Raw genomic sequence first — 18,678 nt, 5'->3', positions numbered from 1 at the left:
AATTGGGATCTTATGAGACAGGCGGCCTGGGAACGGGCCGCCTTTTTGATCCGCTGTATGAGCATCGGGGCGTTGGCGATTCAATGTTTCTGCTGCGGTACACCGGCTTTTAAATTCCTGTTTTGATACCGGCATATGACCGTGCAATATGTAATCCAATCTTTTAGAGCCTGTTTAAATTTTATTGGTGGAATTTATTATGAAGCTATTTTGGAGCGAAACAAGGAAAATTTTGCAGGCATAGTAGGCCACTATGGCGAAAAATTTAACGCAGTTGCAGCCCAAAACGGCCATAATAAAGCCATTGAATGAATTTTAAACAGGCTCTTATTAATGAATCGTTAATTTTTTTATTAAATGAATGTTCAATTAATTTAATCAATAGCTTCCCGGCTGATCTACTGCGGTAATAACCTTCCTGTGCAGGCAGGTTAATGGAGTTGAGGAACAAATGAATTGCGAGTGAGATGTCTCCTGATTGCTGCTACTATAGTTGCCCTGCCGGCAGGTGTTAACAGGGCTCTGCGCCGGAAGCGGGGCAAAGTATATAAATTAAATTTAAATAGCATACAGCCCGGATCGATGAAACGGAGAGGGCGCCTGAACAGTAAATTATGAAGCAGTTTTTTTTGGCTATCGGAATTATTTTCCTGTGCTCGTGCAAACAGGGAACGCAACGGAAACAAACACGTGATCACCTTTCATTAATGCCGGAAGCTCCTGCCTGGGGTGCTTTGTGGCAGCAGCGTGCTGCAGAATACCGGGCCTTGTCGTACCAGGCTTATAACAGCGCAAGACTGAGCCTTGACAGGATCCTGGAACAACCTTCCGGGCGGCAAAGGGCCATCGTTACGGATGTAGATGAAACGGTGCTGGACAACAGTCCTTATTATATTCACCTGGCAATGAAACATGCGGGATATGCGGATTCATCCTGGATCAGCTGGACAAAGCAGGTCGCCTGTGATTCGGTACCGGGCGCACCCTCGTTTTTTCAATATGCCGCTTCAAGAGGGCTTACCGTATTTTATATCACCAACCGTATTGGAGGCGATCAGCAGCAAACGGTGGAGAACCTGAAAAAATATAACTTTCCCAATGCAGATACAAGCCACCTGATGCTGATGAGCACCACGTCCGACAAGGAAGCCCGCCGCCAGGTGGTGCTGAAGGATTATGATATCGTGATGTTGCTGGGCGACAATCTCGGGGACTTCTCGTCACTATTTGATAACAAAGAAATGAACAGCCGGCTTGAGTGGACCGAAAAGAACAAAGAATCTTTTGGTAAAGAATTTATCGTGCTGCCCAACCATATGTATGGCAACTGGGAGGAGGCTTATTACAGGGATCAGCAACTTAAAACCGCTGGAGACAGCAATGCTTTTTTGCAAACGCTTTTAAACTCCTATCCATAGGATGGCTACAGGAATCAGCTTCCAATTTCCGCGATCCCATTTTGGATCCGGGCATTGAGATCCGAGATTCGGAATCATGCATCGGAGATCAACCTTTTAAACGTTACCCCGGCTACGGTGACATCCCGGAATCATAAGTGTGCTTCCCGGTTACCCGGAACCTAAACCTATGGGGTCAATGAAAAATAAAATACACCGCTCTCAACCAGGGCGAAGCAGGCAGGTATAGCGTCAGCCTTACCCTGAAACGGACATAACAGACTACACTTCTTTTATCCCGCTTGCTGATCTTTGGCGGACCGGTCATCCCTTTTTACATAAAATTTTAAAGTTAAAACAACAAATACCAGTAAATTTGGGTAGATTAGATTAAACGAAAATCCTATGTTTGAAAAGTTGATTCCCAAAGAGGCAATAGCGCAATATCATATTATCCAGGCAGAGGAAGACCGCAGTATTCATTGGAAAGAGCATCTGAGTTATGCAGTGCGGCTGGGTAATGAATTTAAGAGTAAAACAACCGTTACATTTAATACCACCGAGGGGCCCCAGTCTGTAGAAACAACCGTATGGTCGCTCACGGAAAATCATATTTCATTAAAAGGAGGCGTCCTGATTCCGTTGAACAGTATCATCGATGTTCATTTTTAGTGCTGAAAAATTCAGTTTCCCTTCAGTATTATGATCCAACTTTGCAGGGATGAATATCCTGATTGTTGAAGATGAGCCAGCATTGAGCAAAAGTATCGTTACCTACCTGAAGCAGGAAGGGTATACCTGTGCAGTAGCCGCAACGGCGGCAGATGCCCTGGCTAAAACCGAGGTGTTTGATTATGATTGTATCCTGCTGGATATTATGTTACCGGACGGTAACGGACTCGACCTGCTCCGGACCCTGAAGCGGGATAAACGTACAGACGGCGTGATTGTGATCTCTGCCAAGGATGCACTGGATGATAAAATAACCGGACTGCAACTGGGGGCAGATGATTACCTGGCCAAACCCTTTTATCTGCCCGAGTTGAGTGCCCGTATTGCTTCTGTGATCCGTCGCCGGAAATTTGAGGGCAGCAATGAGCTGGAGCTGAACGAAATAAAAATAGATACGGCTTCCCGCATGGTAAGGGTACATCGCCATGTTGTGGATCTTACAAAAAAAGAATTTGATCTGCTCATCTATTTTATCGTCAACAAAAACCGTGTGTTATCCAAAACCGCCATCGCTGAACATCTTTCCGGTTCGGATGCCGATCTGTTTGAAAATTTTGACTTTATTTATGCGCATATCAAAAACCTGAAAAAGAAACTGGCGGCGGCAGGTGCAGATGACTACCTGAAGTCGGTGTACGGCATGGGCTATAAATTTGAAGTGGCTTGAGACTGATTCGTTATATATCCACCCGGTACAGCCTGTACACCATCATACTGGCGATTTTGTCAGTCCCTTTATTTTATTTCCTGGTGCAGCGTATCATGATGCACAACCTGGATGAGTCGATGGGGTATCAGAAAAACTGGATCCGGAAGAAACTGGAAACCGGCCCCCCGGAAGATTTTACATCCTATAATAATAGCGTGATCATTGCTCCTACGAAAGATACTGTGGTCCGGGACAGCTTTTACAACAAAGATATTTTTATACCGGATGATGATGAGATGGTAAAGCACCGGGTGTTGGAATCGGTGATCGGTGTAAATGGCGTGTACTATTCCCTCCGGATTCAAAAATCCATGTTAGAGGATATGGATCTTGTACAAAGTATCTCTGTATTGCAATTTGTTTTTATTCTTTTCCTGCTGGCGGGCCTCTTTCTTATTAACCGGAACCTTTCCCGCAATATTTTGAAGCCCTTCCAGGATACCTTGCGCAAGCTGGCGGGTTACCGGGTAGACAAACATCAAACCCCTCAGTTTGAACGGACGGCTATACAGGAGTTTGGCGAACTGAACCGGTCGCTGGATGCACTGTTATTGCGGAATGCCAGTCTGTACAAGGCGCAAAAAGAATTTACAGAAAATGCGGCCCATGAAACACAAACGCCATTGGCTATTATCCAAAGCAAGCTGGATCTGTTGCTGCAAACACCCGTAAATGGAGAGCAGGCCGGTCTTGTTGAAGAATTGAACCTAAGCGTGCGGAAGCTTCAGAAGCTGAACCGTACGCTATTGCTGCTAACAAAAATAGAGAACAACCAGTTCCCCGAAACGGAATCCATTGATATTAAAACAGTGGTCATGCACACGGCCGATCAATTTGCAGACATGGTCACAGAGAAGCAGATCCAACTCGAAACCGGTCCGATGGAAACCTGCCGGGTAGAAGCCAATGGACCGCTGATCGATATCCTGGCCAGTAATCTTTTTTCAAACGCGTTCCGGCATACGGCATCAGGGGGGACAATCAGGATGTCGTTGACGCAACATACTTTTACGGTAAGCAATACGACCTCGGGGTCTGCGTTGAACGCGGAACAGATCTTTCGGCGGTTTCAAAAGCAGTCAACTGATTCGAGAAGTACGGGATTGGGACTGGAGATCTGTAAACAGATCTGCGAATTATATGGGTACCGGCTGCAATACCGGTTCCTGGACCAGCGACACTATTTTTCAGTTTCATTTTCGTGACAGGCGCTTAATTTTTTGTTAAGGACGGAAACACATATGTAAAATTCCATTTTTCTACAGAATCATCGCTCAATTTTATACTGTCCGATTTTTATCCTGCTCTAAAAAATGTTGAAATGAAAACGAAGATCTTACTGGCCGGCCTGTTTGCCGGCATCAGCCTGGCTGGCTTCGCCCAGTCGAAAAGCTCACTTCCTGTTCCGGCGGCTGTGAAAGCGGCCTTTGAACACCAGTATCCCGGAACTAAGGCCAAATGGGAGAAAGAGGATGGCAATTATGAAGCTGCATTTACCAGCAAAGGCGTAAAAACAAGTGCCGTATACGACAAAAGTGGAAAGCTGATCGAAACTGAAACTGCAATATCCGGGGATGCATTTCCAAAAGCTGCAAAGGACTATATTGCCCAAAAAAAGCTGGGCCCTGTAACCGAAACCGCTAAAATAATAAAAGCGGATGGTACCGTAAGTTATGAGGCCGAAATAAAGAAGACAGATTATTTATTTGATGCAAAGGGAGCCTTTTTACGTGCACAAAAAGATTAGCTGACAGGCGCACAATAAAAAACGAATGTATACGATGTACCGGATTTTTGTTTTGTTGATGGGCTGTTGTTTTAGTTTGAATATTCATGCGCAGTTGAAAGTGCAGTTTCAGTGTCAAAACGCTGTCTCGGGTAAAGCGGTTCCGGGTGTTACAGTTACTGAGGATGGAAAAGCAACGGCTATGGCCGATACGAGCGGTGTTGCCGTCTTGTTGGTTCCCGCAGGAACGCATCATTTTTCTTTTTCCGCGGTAGGATATGAAAAAGCACAATTGACGATCCATATCACGCATGACACAACGCTGGTCATAAAAATGGGTGCTCTTGCTAAGGAAATGGACGAAGTGGTGATAGTGGCTACCACCCGGAACAACCAATCCATTGAGAATGCGCCTATAAAGGTGGAAGTATTGGGAAAAGAAGAAATGAACGAGGAAAACGGCATCCGGCCGGCCAATATCGCCAGTATATTGGGTGATGTAAGTGGTGTGCAGATCCAGCAAACAAGTGCCACATCCGGTAATTCCAATGTGCGCATCCAGGGATTGGATGGGCGCTACACCCAGATCCTGCGCGATGGGATGCCCTTGTATGATGGTTTTAGTGGCGGCTTTGGCATCCTTACTATTCCGCCGCTGGACCTGCAACAGATCGAACTGGTGAAGGGATCGGCCTCTACCTTATACGGTGGTGGCGCTATTGGTGGATTGGTCAATATTATTTCAAAACGACCAACGGCAGCGCAGGAAGGAAGCATTACGCTGAACCAGACCACCCTGAAGGAAACAGATGCCAATGTCTATTTGTCGAAACGGTATAAAGGATTTGGGTATACGCTTTTTGGAGGGTATATACACCAGAACCCGGTGGATGTAAACAAGGATGGTTTTTCGGATGTGCCGAAGCTGAATAGTTATAATCTACATCCGCGCTTGTTTTTCTATCCAAAAAACACCACCATTATTCTTGGTTACAACGGCAACATGAATCATACGAAGGGCGGAGATATGCAGGTGCTAAAGGGAAGCTCCGACGCGGTGCACCAGTATTTTGAGCAAAACAATACAACCCGTCATTCCGGTGAACTCGTGGTGGAGCACCATTTTGACAGCGGTAAAAGTCTGTATTTTAAAAATACGGTCAGTGATTATACTAATGATTTTGCAGATGCCCAACTGAACTATAAAGGCAACCAGCTGAGTTACTACAGTGAATTATCTACGTTGATCCCTTACGGGAATAAGAACAGTTTTGTAGGCGGGGTAAACGTAACCGGCGACCAGTTTAAGGCAACACATCAGAATCAGTTGATCCCCATCGCTTCACTGAACAATAATACGATCGGGGCCTTTGTGCAAAATACCTGGACGATAAAGGATCAGGCTACATTGGAACTGGGGCTGAGGGATGACTATCATCAGAAATATGGAAACTTCTTTTTACCAAGGCTGGCCTTTTTCAACCGGTTTAATGCGCATTGGGCTACCCGCCTGGGAGTAGGCTGGGGCTATAAAGTGCCCAATCCGTTTACGCCCTGGTATATGGATTATACGCCGGATAAAATTGCCGCCTTACCGGCCAGTATCACCCCTGAAAAATCGGTAGGATATAATGCAGAAATAAATTACAAGCTGGACTGGGAGGGCGGAAACAGCCTGTTTATTAACCAGGCCTTCTTCCTTACGCAGATCAAAGATCCGATTTACGGAACCATTAATCCGGATGGGACGTTGTTCTACCAGAACGGGAATAAGAATGTGCTCAGCCGCGGTTTTGATACCTATGTGAAGGCAAAGTTGGAGGAATGGGAGCTGTATGCCGGGTATACTTATACCGTAGTGACCCGGAACTATCTGCCACAGCAGCAATTTATGCCGCTGACACCCCGGAACCGGATGTCGTTTGTACTGGCCCGTGATTTTGAAAAGGCGGGCTTAATGACCGGACTGGAAGGCTCTTATAATGGGAGCCAAAAACGGCTGGATGGATCCAACACCCCGGGTTATATGTTTATGGCAGCGGTAATTCAAAAACACCTGGGCGATCATGTAACTGTAGTATTGAATTGTGAAAACCTGCTGAACTATAAGCAAAGCAATGTGGAAGCCCTGTATACCGGGTCTGTAACCGATCCTCAATTCAAACCGTTATGGGCACCCATCGACGGAAGGGTGGTGAACCTGTCGCTTCGTCTTAAACTGTAAGCAAGAAACCGACATGACTAAAATTTTCATTTTTTATCACAAGGGAATAAGAGTTTTAGTTATCAAAGGTTACATTCGACTATGAAAACCATAAAAATTTACGGATGAAAAAAATCATATTCCTGTGTCTATGTGTTGGTTCGTCCTTTTCCCTGTTGGCCCAGCAGGATTCTATGGTGGTGGCCGCAGATTCCGCTTACGTGCGGCTCCGGGAATTGCCGGCCTCCGGCAGCCCGGTCCGGTTAAAGCAATTTATTACGCCTGCTGCGCTGATAGCATTAGGTGGTCTGGCAGATGGAACCAATCTGTTCAAAGGATTGAATCAAACCACCCGGAATGAAATTGTAGAAGACCATCCGGATTTCGGAACGCATATCGATAATGTACTGGAATATACGCCCGGACTTGCAGTGTTTGCATTGCGGGGACTGGGGATAAAAGGGAAAAATACATTCGGGCATGAAGCCATTCTATATGCCATGTCCCTGGGTATAAATGCGGCCCTGGTAACGCCGTTAAAGCATATTGCCAATGTAGAACGCCCGGACAGCAGCAACCGGTTGTCCTTTCCTTCGGGGCATACGTCTACGGCATTCGCCTCGGCAGAGTTTCTCCGGAGAGAATATAAAGATGTTTCACCCTGGTACGGCATCAGCGGTTATTTGGTGGCAACGGCAACCGGTGTGCTCCGGATGTATAACAACCGGCACTGGCTGGGTGATGTGGTAGCGGGTGCAGGGTTTGGTATCGTTTCCACTAACCTGGCTTATCTCTGTTACAATAAATTGCATATCGGACAGAAAAAAGACCGGCAGAACAGGACTACTTATTTTTATCCCGCTGTTTCCGGCAGGTCGTATGGGATCGGACTGGTAAAAAGTTTTTAGTAAACTGATTTTTATGTGGTGGTTTTATGCATTGCTGTCGGCATTCTTTGCGGCACTCACTGCCATTTTTTCAAAACCCGGGGTGTCCTCTGTAAATGCCAATCTGGCCACGGCCATACGCACCATTGTGATATTGCTGGTGGCCTGGGGCATTGTTTTTGTAAAGCGGGAGCAACAAGGGCTGACTGCTATTTCCCGGCATTCCCTGTTTTTTCTGATTATTTCCGGTGTGGCTACCGGGCTCTCCTGGCTTTGTTATTTTAGAGCGCTGCAAATGGGGAAGGCCTCGCAGGTGGCGGCGGTGGATAAATTGAGTGTACCGTTTGTTTTTGTGCTTTCCCTTCTGTTTTTAAACGAATCACTCAACTGGTGGGCGTGCTATTCATTGCTTCTGGTTCTATTCTAATGATCCGGGCATAAAGGGTCTGGATGCAAACGAGCGTCATCTGCGGGAAAGTTATCCGTGATCTGTATTCGGATTTATTTCAATAATTTCACCCTATGGCAATCGGAAGAAAACGGGCACGGGGCACAACGGTCGACAATACCGGGCTGAATACGGCTGTAACGGCAAAATATGCCCGCTTTATCAATAAGGACGGAACAGCGAATGTGATCAACCGGTCGGGTTCCATGTTTGATAAATACAGCATTTATAATTTTCTGATCAACCTCAAAAGCTGGAAATTCGGCCTGCTCATTATCGGGTTTTACACAACTATTAACCTCCTTTTTGCCGTTATTTATTACCTGTTTTGCATCCCGCACCTGCAGGGACTGGTAAGGGGAACGCCGCTTGAGACCTTTGAAGAGGCGTATTTCTTTTCTTCGCAAACATTGACCACGGTGGGGTACGGGCGTATCAGCCCCATCGGGTTTATTACCAATACCATTGCTTCTATTGAAGCGCTGGTGGGTATTCTTACGCTGGCCATCATTACCGGCTTGCTGTATGGCCGGTTTGTAAAACCCAGGGCGTATATCCGGTTTAGCAAACACGCGGTCATTGCTCCCTTCAGAGGAGGGAAGGCGATCATGTTCCGGCTGGCGCCGATAAAAAATGCCATGCTCAGCGAGGTGTCGATGCAGGTTACGGTAAGTATGCTTGTAAATGAGAACGGTAAGGACAGCTACCGGTATTTTTCCCTGCCTCTCCAGTTTAATACCATTAATTCCCTGCATATATCCTGGACGGTAGTGCACCCCATTAACGAGGAAAGCCCGGTGTACAACATGACCATGGCGGAACTGGAACAGGCCGATTTTGAAATGATGGTCTATCTGAAGGCCTTTGATGAAGACTTTTCCAATACGGTAATTGCACGTACCAGCTATACGTATAGTGAGCTGGCGAATGGTGCAAAATTTGTTCCGGTATACCATGAATCTCCGGAAGGAAGGGGTACCATCGTGGAATTATCAAAATTGCACGACTACCGGCAGCATCCCGAAGCTGCGATCTGAGCGCATTTCTTTAAATTTGCGTGGTTTGAAAATAGGATATCATATCATTTTATATAGTTTGCTGGCAGCGGGCATCCTCTTGTTCAGTATGCCCATGCTCAGACCGGCATGCAAACGGATGCTACACCAGGTGAGCGCGGCATCCGGTAAACACAGTGTTCCTGCCGGTGATATGGAAACTCCGGTCTTTTGTGTTGTTGCGGGTATTGCGATTGAACCGGTTGTGGTGAACTATCTACCGGTGCTGACCGCATTGTTCCTCAAGAAAAACTACCCGCAGGCCAAAACCCGCTTTCCTGCAGATCCTTTCCCCGAATGCATTGATGCGCCTCCGCGCTGTTGCCCTGTTGCAATATGAAGTAGCAAACCCGTTGTTAAAGAACGGGCAGGGGCATAAATGGATCTTTATTTAACAAACAAAAAATAATTAATGAAACTGAATACAATTATACTGATGATGGGGTTGGGTATAGGCACCCTTACCGCCTGTAAAAATGAAGCAAAGCAAGATGCAGCGGATGGCACAGCACCTGCTGCAACGGATACGATAGCAGTGACTCCTGATGTGGAAACGAATACCGTGCCGGCAACACCCGCAGTATCGATGATGCCGGCATTTAAAATGTCCGACGAGAAAGGACAGCCGGTAAAGCTGGAATCCCTGAAAGGGAAAAAAGTGGTGGTAAATATCTGGGCTTCCTGGTGCCCGCCCTGCCGCGCGGAAATGCCTTCGATCCAGAACCTGTATAAAAAAACGGATAAAGAAAAAGTGGCCTTTGTATTACTATCGGTCGATGATCAGATGGAAGATGCCGCTGCATTTAAGAAAAAACAGAATCTGAATATGCCGATCTTTTTCCCAGGAGAGCAATTACCGCTTTTATTCAATGTACAGGCCATTCCTTCTACCTTTATATTTAATGAAAAGGGGGAGCTGATCAAGAAAATGGAAGGCATGGATGATTATGATACCCAGGAATATGTAGATCTGCTGAAGGGGTAAAATAGCAACTGAATGAGCGAGCGGGTTAAGAAGGAAATTAACGGAAAACGTTGTTTCCGCCTTAGCCCGTTTGCTTTTGTAAATATTCTGGTAGCAAAGGCCTTTGCCCAATCTCCTCCCGGTCTCCCCGTCCCCCAGTCAAATACTAGCAATTAATTATTTCACCATCTCATTATAAAGCTCATTAATAACATCATATAACAACGCCACCATTGATTTCTTATACTGCGGAATACAACCATTGGTGATGACTACAAACCCAAACTTCTTTTCCGGTTGAAAGAACATGCTGCTGTACAGGCCGTAGGCGCTTCCGGTATGGCCTACCATTTTTTCGCCATTAATTAGGTTTTCCGTAGACCAGAGCGCCAGCCCGTAATTTTCTTTGTCGGATCGTTTGGTCTGCATGGTTTTACTGCTTGCCTCACTGATGATCTGTACGCCATTACTGCTGCCATAGTTCATATGCATCATCATATATCTGGCAAGGTCCAGCGCCGAAATTTTCATGCCACCCGTAGGGGAAAACACCGGCGTGCTGTATCCCCTGGTATAGCCGGCCAGTTTTGCTTTGGGCGATGCATAGGCTGCCGGCGCCGCTTCAAATGCTTTTGTAGAATCATTGTACTCGTAAAGCGGAACCAGGCGGTCGTGCCCCAGCGAATCCACTACATAACCTCCGTATAAATGTAAGGGCTGCAGGATATGGTTTTTTACGTACTGATCAAACCGCTCGCCCGAAATCCGTTCCAGGATAGCCCCTGCCATATTAAAGTTCAGGTTACAGTACTGGTACCCTTCCCCGGGTTTGTAATCATTATAGCACCGGGCCCAGTCCGGGTTTTTTTCGGGATTGATAGCATCCAGTGTAAAATAGCCATTCTTGTCATTAATACTCGAGGTGTGGGACAGGATCATCTCCAGCGTAATGGGCACATCGGGGTACTTTGGATTGTTTACCTTGAAGCCCACCAGCCTGGTCACCTCATCTGTCAGACTGATACGGCCCTGCTCCACCAGCTGCATCAGTGAGGTGGCCGTGAAGGATTTTGAAATAGAGGCAATACGGAAGATATCCGTATTCCGGACAATGGTTTTATCGTCCGGGTTTTTATAGCCGAAGGATTTATTATAAATGATCTTATTGTCTTTCACAACGGCCACGGACAGGCCAATGGCCTGGTATTGCTGCATCAGCTTTAACAGGTTATTTTCAATAGAATCCTGTGCATAGGCATTCCCCCGCAGCAGTCCGGCAAGGATCATTATCAAAAGACAATATTTCATCATGGATGGGTAGTTTGCAAAGAAAGATACAATTAATGGCAAAAATGGTCAAACTTATTGTATAACTTTGGTAGGAGTTGCAAACGATCGGTGGCCTTTGAATAGCGGAATGAATCCATCTTTTAACGGTTAAACCTGAATACCATGACTACCACATTATTGGAAGAGCGCCTGAAAAACTGGTGGCTCTTACTTGTTTCCGGGATCCTGTTTGTATTGCTGGCCTTGTATATTTTTGGCCAGCCTTTGGCGTCCTATGTGGCGCTGTCCGTTTTATTTGCGTCTACCTTTCTGGTGGCCGGTATTTTTGAAATTGCCTATGCGATCAGCAGCCGCCGGCATGACCAGGGATGGGGCTGGTCGCTGCTGGGTGGGATTGTAGACCTGCTGTTTGGGATCTTCCTGCTTTCTTCGCCGATGCTTACGATGGCGGCCCTGCCAATGTATATTGGCATCGTGATCCTGTTCCGGGCTTTGCTGGGCGTATTTTATGCATTCAATTTAAAGAAAGCCGGAGTAACCGGCTGGGGCGGTGTATTGTTTATGGCCATTATCGGGACCCTCTTTGCCTTGCTGATGATCGGCAATCCTGTATTCGGGAGCTTGACCATTGTTGTGTATACTGCCGTATCTTTTCTAATGCTGGGGATCGTTCAGATCGCGCTTTCGCTGCTGTTGCGCAAGCTAAAAAAGCGGTTGGAATCCTGAATCGCTATGAATCCTGTTGCGAAGTCATTAGCCGCAACGATTTATTTGAACCGGTATTGTCCATTCCCGACCCGGATATGGCTATTGCTTAGAAGGCAGTCTGCAAAGAAGCGAGGGTGTTTCGAAGCATCGAATAAGTGCAGGTTTATAAAGATCCTGTTCGAATAAAATATGTTGACAAACGGTGCGTGCTTTTACGCGGTGTCAAATATGTAAAGGCGCAGCGCGCCGGTACCTTTGCAGCTCGGAGTAAAAAAAGAATGTTCCAGCCGCAGCGCGGCGGTAATCTCTATAACAGCGGCGACAACAACCGGCAGGTTTTTTCAAACAGCTGAATGTACAATGGCCGGTTCAACCATTTTTCGGCATCGATCCGTTCTGCCTCCTGCAAATCGGTTTCAAATGCCTGTGCCAGCTGCCCGGCAATAGAGGTGTCGTATACGAGGGCATTTACTTCAAAGTTCAGATCAAAACTGCGGTGATCCATATTCGCCGTGCCCACCATTGCGAGGTTGCGGTCCGATACCAATGTCTTTGCATGCACAAAACCCTTCTTATAGCGATAGATCTCCACACCTGCCTCCAGCAGTGTGGCATAATAGGAATTGGCGGCCGTGTTCACGAGCAAGGAATCAGAAATCCCTGGCACCAGGATCCGGATCCGGATACCGCTGTAAGCCGCTACGATCAGGGCTTCCATAATGCTTTCGCCCGGGATAAAATATGGGGTAGTAATCAGCAGTTCCTTTTTTGCCAGGCTGATGGCGCGAAGCATGGCATAAAGAATGGTTGGCTGATCGGAGTCGGGACCACTGGCCGCTGTTTGTACAAGAACGTTCCCTGGCTGGTATAGGGTATGTGGAGAGGGAAAGAACTGTTCATTGATCGAGAGCCGGTCGCCGGCGCAGAAATTCCAGTCGGCCAGGAACAGGTACTGCAGGTAATAAACACCAGGTCCGCGGATCATCAGGTGCGTATCGCGCCAGTACAGTTTGTTGTTGAATTCCGGCTTGTTCCAGTATTTGTTGCTGATATTGATGCCGCCTACAAATGCCGTATGACCGTCAATGATGATGATCTTCCGGTGATTGCGGTAGTTCAGCCGGTTGGCAAAGGCAATAAAAATGATCTTGTGAAACGGAAAGGCTTTTGCACCTGCTTGGCGCAGACGTTTAACCATTTTTCTCCGGATGGAGTGACTGCCAAAATCATCATAGATAAAGCGGACTTCCACGCCCTGTTGTACTTTTTCAATGAGCAGATCAGCAATGGCATTCCCGGTTTCGTCGTTCTCGTAAATATAATATTCGATGTGGATATGGTGCCTGGCGGCACGCAGTTGCTCCAGCACCCGGGGAAATTTTTCTTCGCCGTTGAGCAGGAGCGCTACCTGGTTTCCACCTGTAAGCGGACTACCTTCTTTTAGCAGGTAATGAAACAGGCGGTCGTTATTGGCCACCGATACCTTGCCCTGGTCATATGCTTCCAGGGAAGTGGTCTGTATCCGGTTGTTCAGTGATCGCTCCATGGTTTCGTTCATCTGCAGTTTTTTACTGTAGAGCTTTCGTCTCCGGTAGTTGATGCCAAATGAAAAGTAGGTAAACATGCCGATCACCGGCAGGAAGATGATCAGCAGCAGGTAGGCCAGTGTTTTGGTAGCGCTGCGCGTGTCATAGATCACCCGCATGCAAACCAGGATCACCAGGATCACATACAATACTTCCGCCACAAGAAGCCAACTCCAGTTCATAACTGTAAGTTAGCTCAAGGAACTCACAATAACCAATGTAAAATTTTGAATGTGAAAGGAACAGAAATCTCAATAGTACTTAGTGAACCCTCTTTTTGAAAAACAATCATACTTCAACATTCCAGTGTTTCCCAAGTTTCCCCGTCCCCTTTTCTAAGAAAATCACTCCTCATTAAAAATATCCCTCAACAACGAATAAGACCGGAGTTTCTTTTTCTGGTCAAACACCTGGGAAATCACCATCAGCTCCTGTATGCCGGTTTGCTCAATAAAATCGGTCAGCTCCTCTTTTACCTGTTCTTTACTTCCAAAAAAGGCATTGGACAGCATATGCATCACCCCGTATTTCTGTTCCGGGGTCCAGAGTTTTTCCAGCTCCCCATGCGTAATAGGAGGTTGCAACGGTGAACGGCTATTGGTAAAAATGCCCAGGAACATCCGGTAAAGCGAGGTGGAGAGTGCGGCTGCTTCGGCAGTGCTGTCGGCTACGATCACATTTACACAAGCCATGGCATAGGGCTTGCTGAGTACTGCGGATGGTTTAAAGCGACTTTGATAGATCTCCATGGCCTGCATCAGTTGTGCGGGGGCAAAGTGCGCGGCAAAGGCATAGGGCAGACCCATTTCCGCGGCCAGGTAGGCACTGTCGGTACTGGATCCCAACACCCATAAAGGAATATCCACACCCTCGCCGGGGAGTGCTCTTACCTTCGAATGACTGTTGTCTTTACTGAAATATTGTTGCAACGCTTCAATGTTGCTTTTAAAATCGTAGGGAATATTGACCGGCGCCTGACGGATGGTCATGGCCGTGAGCGCATCGGTACCCGGCGCCCGTCCCAGTCCCAGATCGATCCGGTTAGGATATAAAATACCGAGGGTGCCAAATTGTTCGGCGATGATCAGTGGGGAGTGATTGGGTAGCATAATACCGCCCGATCCTACACGGATGCTTTGCGTGCCGCCGGCTACATAGCCAATGAGGATCGAAGTAGCAGCACTGGCCACGCTTTCCATATTGTGGTGCTCGGAGAACCAATACCGGGTATAGCCCAGCTGTTCGGCATGGCGGGCACTTTCCAGGCTGCGTTCAAAGCTTTGTTGTAAGGTATCGTCCTGGCAAACGGTAGCCAGGTCCAGGATGGAATACTTGATGTTTTGTAAACGGCTCATATCTCCGGTTTTACTGTTTGTACCGGGTGTTTCCGGGAAACAGGCAAGTAAAAGAACAGTTGGGGAAGGAAAAAGTTTGATGGCCACTGAGGCACAGAAGCACAGAAGTACTGGATTATATCCCGGAGCCTCCTGGCAAAGCACTGTGCCCTGTTCCGCCAGTTTCCCCGTCCCCTAGGCAGCATTGGCAATAACAGTATGTTTATCATTCTATAGATGATTTTCTCAATTGCCAATTACTTAACCGGTTGTAAATGAACAACTCATGAGTAGTCTCTAATAGCCTACCAAGCTTGGGTATCTCAAAACGAGCGTTGGGTATCATACTACCGGCAGTATTTTGTATCCATAAAGCCGGTTATTGAGGGTATCTTGCAGAGGACGATTTTAGTGGACGGATTGTAATGTGTATTAAATACACATTTTGTTAAAAGACGATTTTTATTAAAATGATGAATAAAAAATTATTCCCCCTGGCCCTCGGTGGTCTGGGTATCGGAACAACAGAATTTGTGATTATGGGGCTGCTGCCGGATGTGGCGCAGTCGCTGGGTGTTGAGATCCCCGTTGCAGGCTATCTTATTTCCGCCTATGCGCTGGGTGTGGTCATCGGTGCGCCCTTGCTGGTGGCCCTGTCTGCCAAATACCCGCCCAAGCGGATCCTGATCGGACTCATGGTCCTGTTTACCCTGTTTAACGGACTTTCGGCGTTGATGCCCGGTTTTTACAGCTTATTCTTTGCCCGGTTCTTTTCCGGCTTACCACATGGCGCGTTCTTTGGGGTGGGGGCTATAGTAGCTTCGCGACTGGCGCAGGAAGGCAAGCAGGCCCGGGCCATTGCTATGATGTTTACCGGTCTTACCGTAGCCAACCTGGCCATGGTGCCCCTGGTTACCTTTATCGGGCACCAGTTTAACTGGCGACTGGCCTTTGGAATGGTATCTTTTATCGGTGCGCTCACCATCCTGTTCCTGCACCTGTGGCTGCCCGCAATGCCGAGTATGAAAACCACCGGCCTGCGGGAAGAACTGCAATTTTTTAAAACAAAAAAATCCTGGCTCATTATTGGCATTACGGGTATCGGTTTTGGCGGATTATTTGCCTGGTTCAGTTATATAGCCCCGCTCATGACCCGTGTATCCGGCTTTAGCGAAAGTTCCATTTCCTATATCATGGTGCTGGCTGGTGGAGGCATGGTGGTGGGTAACCTGGTAGGTGGTTATATGGCCGACCAGATGAAACCCATTAAGGCGGCGGCGATCCTGTTTTCGTTGATGGTGGCCGCGCTCATCGCCGTATTCTTTTTCTCGGGTAACCAGCCGGTATCCCTGGCGCTCACCTTTATCTGTGGGGCCCTGTCCATGGCCGTGGGTACCCCGGTAAATGTGCTTATGCTGCGTTCGGCTAAAAAATCAGAGATGATGGCGGCAGCCATTATGCAGGCGGCATTTAATGTGGCCAATTCATTGGGGGCCTACTTTGGAGGTATCCCGCTAAAGCATGGGTTCGGATACCAGTATCCTTCACTGGTGGGTGCGGTAATGGCCTTTGCCGGCCTGGGGCTTTGTTTTATTTTTATCCGGCGCTACCAGCAGGAGCGGGCCATTAGCAAGGTTCCGGCCGCCGTAGCTGCCACCACCCGCATCATTGCTCCAGAAAGCCGCGAAGCGACCTGCCCATAATTTCCTTCCAGCCCTGTTCATAATTTTCTTTTGCAAAGGCCGCACCGCCATCTGCCAGTTGCTCAATGCCCGAATGGGTAAGCAATACGCGGGTTTGATCACCTTCCGGGAACAGCTCCCAGGTAAGCAGGGAAACGCCCTTGCTTTGCTCCGGGTGCGTCCAGGTATGCTGAAACTTTTGCAGGGGAACGATCTCCGTAATGGTGCAGCGATGCAAAAATTCTTGCTTTTCACTTTCATAAAACTCAAAGTTGCTGCCCACTTCATGCCGGAAATCGGGGATGTTAAAGTACCAGCTTTTCATCTGGTTCTTATCTGTAAGCGCCAGCCACACTTTTTCTACCGGCGCGTTATAGGTTTCTTCATGTGTTATGGTTTGCGGTTCCATTTTTTTTATAAAGTTAACACGAATCCGGAAAATGCTCCGGCGCAGGCGGAGGCGTTGTTCAGTCAGGGGATTATTTGGGCGTGTCCCCGGCTTTCCGGCGCGTCCCGATAAATCGGGCCCAACACACGGCCGGGGCCGGGCTATACGCTGCTACTCCGCCGCAGCCCCACCGCACAGGGCTTCAGCGGGGTATCCGCTTCCATCCCTCACGCGGGCTTCCCGTTTCTTAACCCGGCTTATGGGTGGGAAAACGGCCAGCGAAATGGAGTTCAAGCGTAAAATAATTTGGGCTGTAGTAAAAGTTTATCCGCTGAGCGCCAAAGCAAGGGACAGGGTTACCAGGGATTCGTCATTTTCAACCCTTCAATATTTTTAAAATCAGCAGTATTGCGTGTAACAAGCGTGTAATTATTAACTAATGCAGTAGCAGCTATAATCGCATCCGGCAATTTTATTGAGTGTAATTTTCTGATCTCAATACTTTTTAAAATGACCGGCTCCTCAAGATTATATAAGATGGTGTTTTTAATAAATGCTTCTAACATTGCGAGTTCTTCTACGCTGGCGTTGCGCCAGGCCAGCAGTTCCATGCGGGTTATTACCGAAATGCTTAAAGTCTCTTTATCCAGTTCATTGGCTATTGCAGCCGGGAGCTGGTTATTAAGGTAATAAATTGCAATGTTGGTATCTATTAAATATTTTCCGGCCACTCTTTACGTATTTCCTGTGCGTGTCTTTGAAAATCTTCAAACTTTTCTTTTGAAAGTTTAAGTGCACCTCTGAAACCAGCCGTGTCGCTTGTTGCTATTTCAGGTGTCTTTATAGTTTTGCTCTTTTTTAAAACCTTGATAATATTTAAATCTTCAAGGTCTTTTAAAAGTTTATAAGCCTTATTGTTTGTTATTTCAATGATATAAGTATCCATGATAAACCGGTTTAAATCACTTTTCGGTTCCCCGGAAAATACCGGGTAGGCGGCCCCTTTCAATTAACATTTTACCGCTTATCAAAAAATGTGTTGTACAAATTTACTGAATTTTTGGTAAGTGATTTATTACTAAGAACAGGCAATACATTGCTCATTATCACATTGTTAAGGTTGTCAGGCTCTCTGGCCGCTATTAGTAAAGCCCGCCACATGCCAGGCTGAGCCTGTCGAAGCGTGAGCTTGCTACCAAAACCTCCGTAATCAAAGATGGCTGAAAAAGAATTGCGACTTCCTGTAGGGTGCATTTCAAATTTTCGCATAGTTATTTTGGGATAATGGGTAAATTTAAGAAACAAACCCATAAGTCATGACCAAACAACAATACCTTGATGCAGCAGAAAAACGATATGATGAGCTCCAGCGATTGAACCTGCTTACTGATTTTTATGATTATGAAAGCGAGTTTGTAAGAATTTGGCAGGACTTGGGTCGGGAGGTCCTGGAAAAGAACATTAGCACTCCGGGCAACGATAAGCGTAAAAAAAAACCTCACGACGCTCGGATACGTAACAATAAATAACAAGCATCCTTTTAGTGATGGTAAAAATGGGTTTCAAATT

General features: G+C 47.0%; 21 protein-coding genes. 15 read left to right on the top strand and 6 right to left on the bottom strand.

What is annotated here, in order from left to right:
* The first annotated feature begins 135 nt into the window (after positions 1–135).
* From BLS44_RS26720 to BLS44_RS23965, 12 genes are all read left to right on the top strand, one after another.
* Complete coding sequence (locus tag BLS44_RS26720; protein WP_176954539.1) at positions 136–312, top strand: hypothetical protein; 177 nt, start codon at positions 136–138, stop codon at positions 310–312.
* A 302-nt stretch (positions 313–614) separates the two neighbouring features.
* Positions 615–1,418 (top strand): 5'-nucleotidase, lipoprotein e(P4) family, encoded by an 804-nt coding sequence (locus BLS44_RS24015; RefSeq protein WP_090393228.1) that lies wholly within the window; start codon positions 615–617, stop codon positions 1,416–1,418.
* A 384-nt stretch (positions 1,419–1,802) separates the two neighbouring features.
* A complete protein-coding gene (locus BLS44_RS24010) occupies positions 1,803–2,069 on the top strand; it encodes a hypothetical protein (protein WP_090393226.1) in 267 nt (88 codons plus the stop codon).
* A 49-nt stretch (positions 2,070–2,118) separates the two neighbouring features.
* Entirely contained in the window at positions 2,119–2,796 is a 678-nt protein-coding gene (locus BLS44_RS24005; RefSeq protein WP_090393224.1) for a response regulator transcription factor, read from the top strand.
* Positions 2,793–4,043 (top strand): sensor histidine kinase, encoded by a 1,251-nt coding sequence (locus BLS44_RS24000; protein ID WP_090393222.1) that lies wholly within the window; start codon positions 2,793–2,795, stop codon positions 4,041–4,043. Before BLS44_RS24005 ends, BLS44_RS24000 begins: the two co-directional genes overlap by 4 nt.
* A gap of 116 nt (positions 4,044–4,159) precedes the next feature.
* Positions 4,160–4,585, top strand: coding sequence for a PepSY-like domain-containing protein (locus BLS44_RS23995; RefSeq protein ID WP_090393220.1), 426 nt, complete (start codon positions 4,160–4,162; stop codon positions 4,583–4,585).
* Between the two features lie 34 nt (positions 4,586–4,619).
* Positions 4,620–6,788, top strand: a complete 2,169-nt coding sequence (locus tag BLS44_RS23990) for a TonB-dependent receptor (protein WP_090393290.1) — start codon at positions 4,620–4,622, stop codon at positions 6,786–6,788.
* Positions 6,789–6,892: 104 nt separating this feature from the next.
* Positions 6,893–7,675 (top strand): phosphatase PAP2 family protein, encoded by a 783-nt coding sequence (locus BLS44_RS23985; RefSeq protein ID WP_090393218.1) that lies wholly within the window; start codon positions 6,893–6,895, stop codon positions 7,673–7,675.
* A 13-nt stretch (positions 7,676–7,688) separates the two neighbouring features.
* Positions 7,689–8,081 carry an EamA family transporter gene (locus tag BLS44_RS23980; RefSeq protein ID WP_090393216.1) on the top strand — a complete coding sequence of 131 codons (393 nt, stop codon included), beginning with the start codon at positions 7,689–7,691 and terminating at the stop codon, positions 8,079–8,081.
* A 95-nt stretch (positions 8,082–8,176) separates the two neighbouring features.
* The gene (locus BLS44_RS23975; RefSeq protein ID WP_090393215.1) at positions 8,177–9,139 is read left to right on the top strand and encodes an ion channel; all 963 of its coding nucleotides are present in this window, start codon (positions 8,177–8,179) and stop codon (positions 9,137–9,139) included.
* Positions 9,140–9,164: 25 nt separating this feature from the next.
* A complete protein-coding gene (locus tag BLS44_RS23970) occupies positions 9,165–9,497 on the top strand; it encodes a hypothetical protein (protein ID WP_143019913.1) in 333 nt (110 codons plus the stop codon).
* A 72-nt stretch (positions 9,498–9,569) separates the two neighbouring features.
* Complete coding sequence (locus tag BLS44_RS23965; RefSeq protein WP_090393211.1) at positions 9,570–10,142, top strand: TlpA family protein disulfide reductase; 573 nt, start codon at positions 9,570–9,572, stop codon at positions 10,140–10,142.
* A 156-nt stretch (positions 10,143–10,298) separates the two neighbouring features.
* Here BLS44_RS23965 and BLS44_RS23960 read toward each other — a convergent pair whose 3' ends face one another.
* Positions 10,299–11,432: a serine hydrolase domain-containing protein gene (locus BLS44_RS23960; protein ID WP_245729392.1), complete on the bottom strand. Its 1,134-nt coding sequence runs from the start codon at positions 11,430–11,432 to the stop codon at positions 10,299–10,301.
* A gap of 141 nt (positions 11,433–11,573) precedes the next feature.
* Here BLS44_RS23960 and BLS44_RS23955 point away from each other — a divergent pair, with 141 nt between their 5' ends.
* Entirely contained in the window at positions 11,574–12,137 is a 564-nt protein-coding gene (locus tag BLS44_RS23955; RefSeq protein WP_090393209.1) for an HdeD family acid-resistance protein, read from the top strand.
* A gap of 289 nt (positions 12,138–12,426) precedes the next feature.
* Here the strand turns inward: BLS44_RS23955 and cls are convergent, their stop codons facing one another.
* Both cls and BLS44_RS23945 read right to left on the bottom strand, forming a co-directional pair.
* The gene (cls, locus tag BLS44_RS23950) at positions 12,427–13,887 is read right to left on the bottom strand and encodes a cardiolipin synthase (RefSeq protein WP_090393207.1); all 1,461 of its coding nucleotides are present in this window, start codon (positions 13,885–13,887) and stop codon (positions 12,427–12,429) included.
* Between the two features lie 162 nt (positions 13,888–14,049).
* Positions 14,050–15,060 (bottom strand): LLM class flavin-dependent oxidoreductase, encoded by a 1,011-nt coding sequence (locus tag BLS44_RS23945; protein WP_090393286.1) that lies wholly within the window; start codon positions 15,058–15,060, stop codon positions 14,050–14,052.
* Between the two features lie 449 nt (positions 15,061–15,509).
* Between BLS44_RS23945 and BLS44_RS23940 the strand changes: the two genes are divergently transcribed.
* The gene (locus BLS44_RS23940; RefSeq protein ID WP_245729390.1) at positions 15,510–16,742 is read left to right on the top strand and encodes an MFS transporter; all 1,233 of its coding nucleotides are present in this window, start codon (positions 15,510–15,512) and stop codon (positions 16,740–16,742) included.
* On the opposite strand, the gene BLS44_RS23935 is transcribed toward BLS44_RS23940, so the two are convergent.
* The 3 genes from BLS44_RS23935 to BLS44_RS23925 all read right to left on the bottom strand — a co-directional run bounded on the left by BLS44_RS23935 (position 16,705) and on the right by BLS44_RS23925 (position 18,055).
* Positions 16,705–17,130: an SRPBCC family protein gene (locus BLS44_RS23935; protein ID WP_090393205.1), complete on the bottom strand. Its 426-nt coding sequence runs from the start codon at positions 17,128–17,130 to the stop codon at positions 16,705–16,707. The genes BLS44_RS23940 and BLS44_RS23935 overlap by 38 nt on opposite strands.
* 335 nt (positions 17,131–17,465) lie before the next feature.
* Positions 17,466–17,840 carry a type II toxin-antitoxin system VapC family toxin gene (locus BLS44_RS23930; RefSeq protein WP_090393203.1) on the bottom strand — a complete coding sequence of 125 codons (375 nt, stop codon included), beginning with the start codon at positions 17,838–17,840 and terminating at the stop codon, positions 17,466–17,468.
* Positions 17,822–18,055, bottom strand: a complete 234-nt coding sequence (locus tag BLS44_RS23925; RefSeq protein WP_143019912.1) for a hypothetical protein — start codon at positions 18,053–18,055, stop codon at positions 17,822–17,824. The genes BLS44_RS23930 and BLS44_RS23925 overlap by 19 nt, the downstream gene beginning before the upstream one ends.
* A 370-nt stretch (positions 18,056–18,425) precedes the next feature.
* On the opposite strand from BLS44_RS23925, the gene BLS44_RS23915 reads away from it, so the two are divergent.
* Positions 18,426–18,638 (top strand): hypothetical protein, encoded by a 213-nt coding sequence (locus tag BLS44_RS23915; protein WP_090388646.1) that lies wholly within the window; start codon positions 18,426–18,428, stop codon positions 18,636–18,638.
* The last annotated feature ends 40 nt before the right edge of the window (positions 18,639–18,678 follow it).

It is taken from the genome of Niabella drilacis (assembly GCF_900101395.1).
GTDB lineage: Bacteria > Bacteroidota > Bacteroidia > Chitinophagales > Chitinophagaceae > Niabella > Niabella drilacis.
Note: the sequence above shows the minus strand (reverse complement) of the source record. Positions and strands in the feature narration are given on the sequence as shown.

What these genes read in the sequence shown, in the direction of transcription:
- BLS44_RS26720 (WP_176954539.1), top strand. Translation starts at nt 136, where the DNA reads ATGACCGTGCAATATGTAATCCAATCTTTTAGAGCCTGTTTAAATTTT.
- cls (WP_090393207.1), bottom strand. Translation starts at nt 13,887, where the DNA reads ATGAACTGGAGTTGGCTTCTTGTGGCGGAAGTATTGTATGTGATCCTG.
- BLS44_RS23935 (WP_090393205.1), bottom strand. Translation starts at nt 17,130, where the DNA reads ATGGAACCGCAAACCATAACACATGAAGAAACCTATAACGCGCCGGTA.
- BLS44_RS23980 (WP_090393216.1), top strand. Translation starts at nt 7,689, where the DNA reads ATGTGGTGGTTTTATGCATTGCTGTCGGCATTCTTTGCGGCACTCACT.
- BLS44_RS23925 (WP_143019912.1), bottom strand. Translation starts at nt 18,055, where the DNA reads ATGGATACTTATATCATTGAAATAACAAACAATAAGGCTTATAAACTT.
- BLS44_RS23990 (WP_090393290.1), top strand. Translation starts at nt 4,620, where the DNA reads ATGTACCGGATTTTTGTTTTGTTGATGGGCTGTTGTTTTAGTTTGAAT.
- BLS44_RS23940 (WP_245729390.1), top strand. Translation starts at nt 15,510, where the DNA reads ATGATGAATAAAAAATTATTCCCCCTGGCCCTCGGTGGTCTGGGTATC.
- BLS44_RS23955 (WP_090393209.1), top strand. Translation starts at nt 11,574, where the DNA reads ATGACTACCACATTATTGGAAGAGCGCCTGAAAAACTGGTGGCTCTTA.
- BLS44_RS23965 (WP_090393211.1), top strand. Translation starts at nt 9,570, where the DNA reads ATGAAACTGAATACAATTATACTGATGATGGGGTTGGGTATAGGCACC.
- BLS44_RS24005 (WP_090393224.1), top strand. Translation starts at nt 2,119, where the DNA reads ATGAATATCCTGATTGTTGAAGATGAGCCAGCATTGAGCAAAAGTATC.
- BLS44_RS23975 (WP_090393215.1), top strand. Translation starts at nt 8,177, where the DNA reads ATGGCAATCGGAAGAAAACGGGCACGGGGCACAACGGTCGACAATACC.
- BLS44_RS23995 (WP_090393220.1), top strand. Translation starts at nt 4,160, where the DNA reads ATGAAAACGAAGATCTTACTGGCCGGCCTGTTTGCCGGCATCAGCCTG.
- BLS44_RS23915 (WP_090388646.1), top strand. Translation starts at nt 18,426, where the DNA reads ATGACCAAACAACAATACCTTGATGCAGCAGAAAAACGATATGATGAG.
- BLS44_RS23960 (WP_245729392.1), bottom strand. Translation starts at nt 11,432, where the DNA reads ATGATGAAATATTGTCTTTTGATAATGATCCTTGCCGGACTGCTGCGG.
- BLS44_RS24010 (WP_090393226.1), top strand. Translation starts at nt 1,803, where the DNA reads ATGTTTGAAAAGTTGATTCCCAAAGAGGCAATAGCGCAATATCATATT.
- BLS44_RS24015 (WP_090393228.1), top strand. Translation starts at nt 615, where the DNA reads ATGAAGCAGTTTTTTTTGGCTATCGGAATTATTTTCCTGTGCTCGTGC.
- BLS44_RS23985 (WP_090393218.1), top strand. Translation starts at nt 6,893, where the DNA reads ATGAAAAAAATCATATTCCTGTGTCTATGTGTTGGTTCGTCCTTTTCC.
- BLS44_RS23945 (WP_090393286.1), bottom strand. Translation starts at nt 15,060, where the DNA reads ATGAGCCGTTTACAAAACATCAAGTATTCCATCCTGGACCTGGCTACC.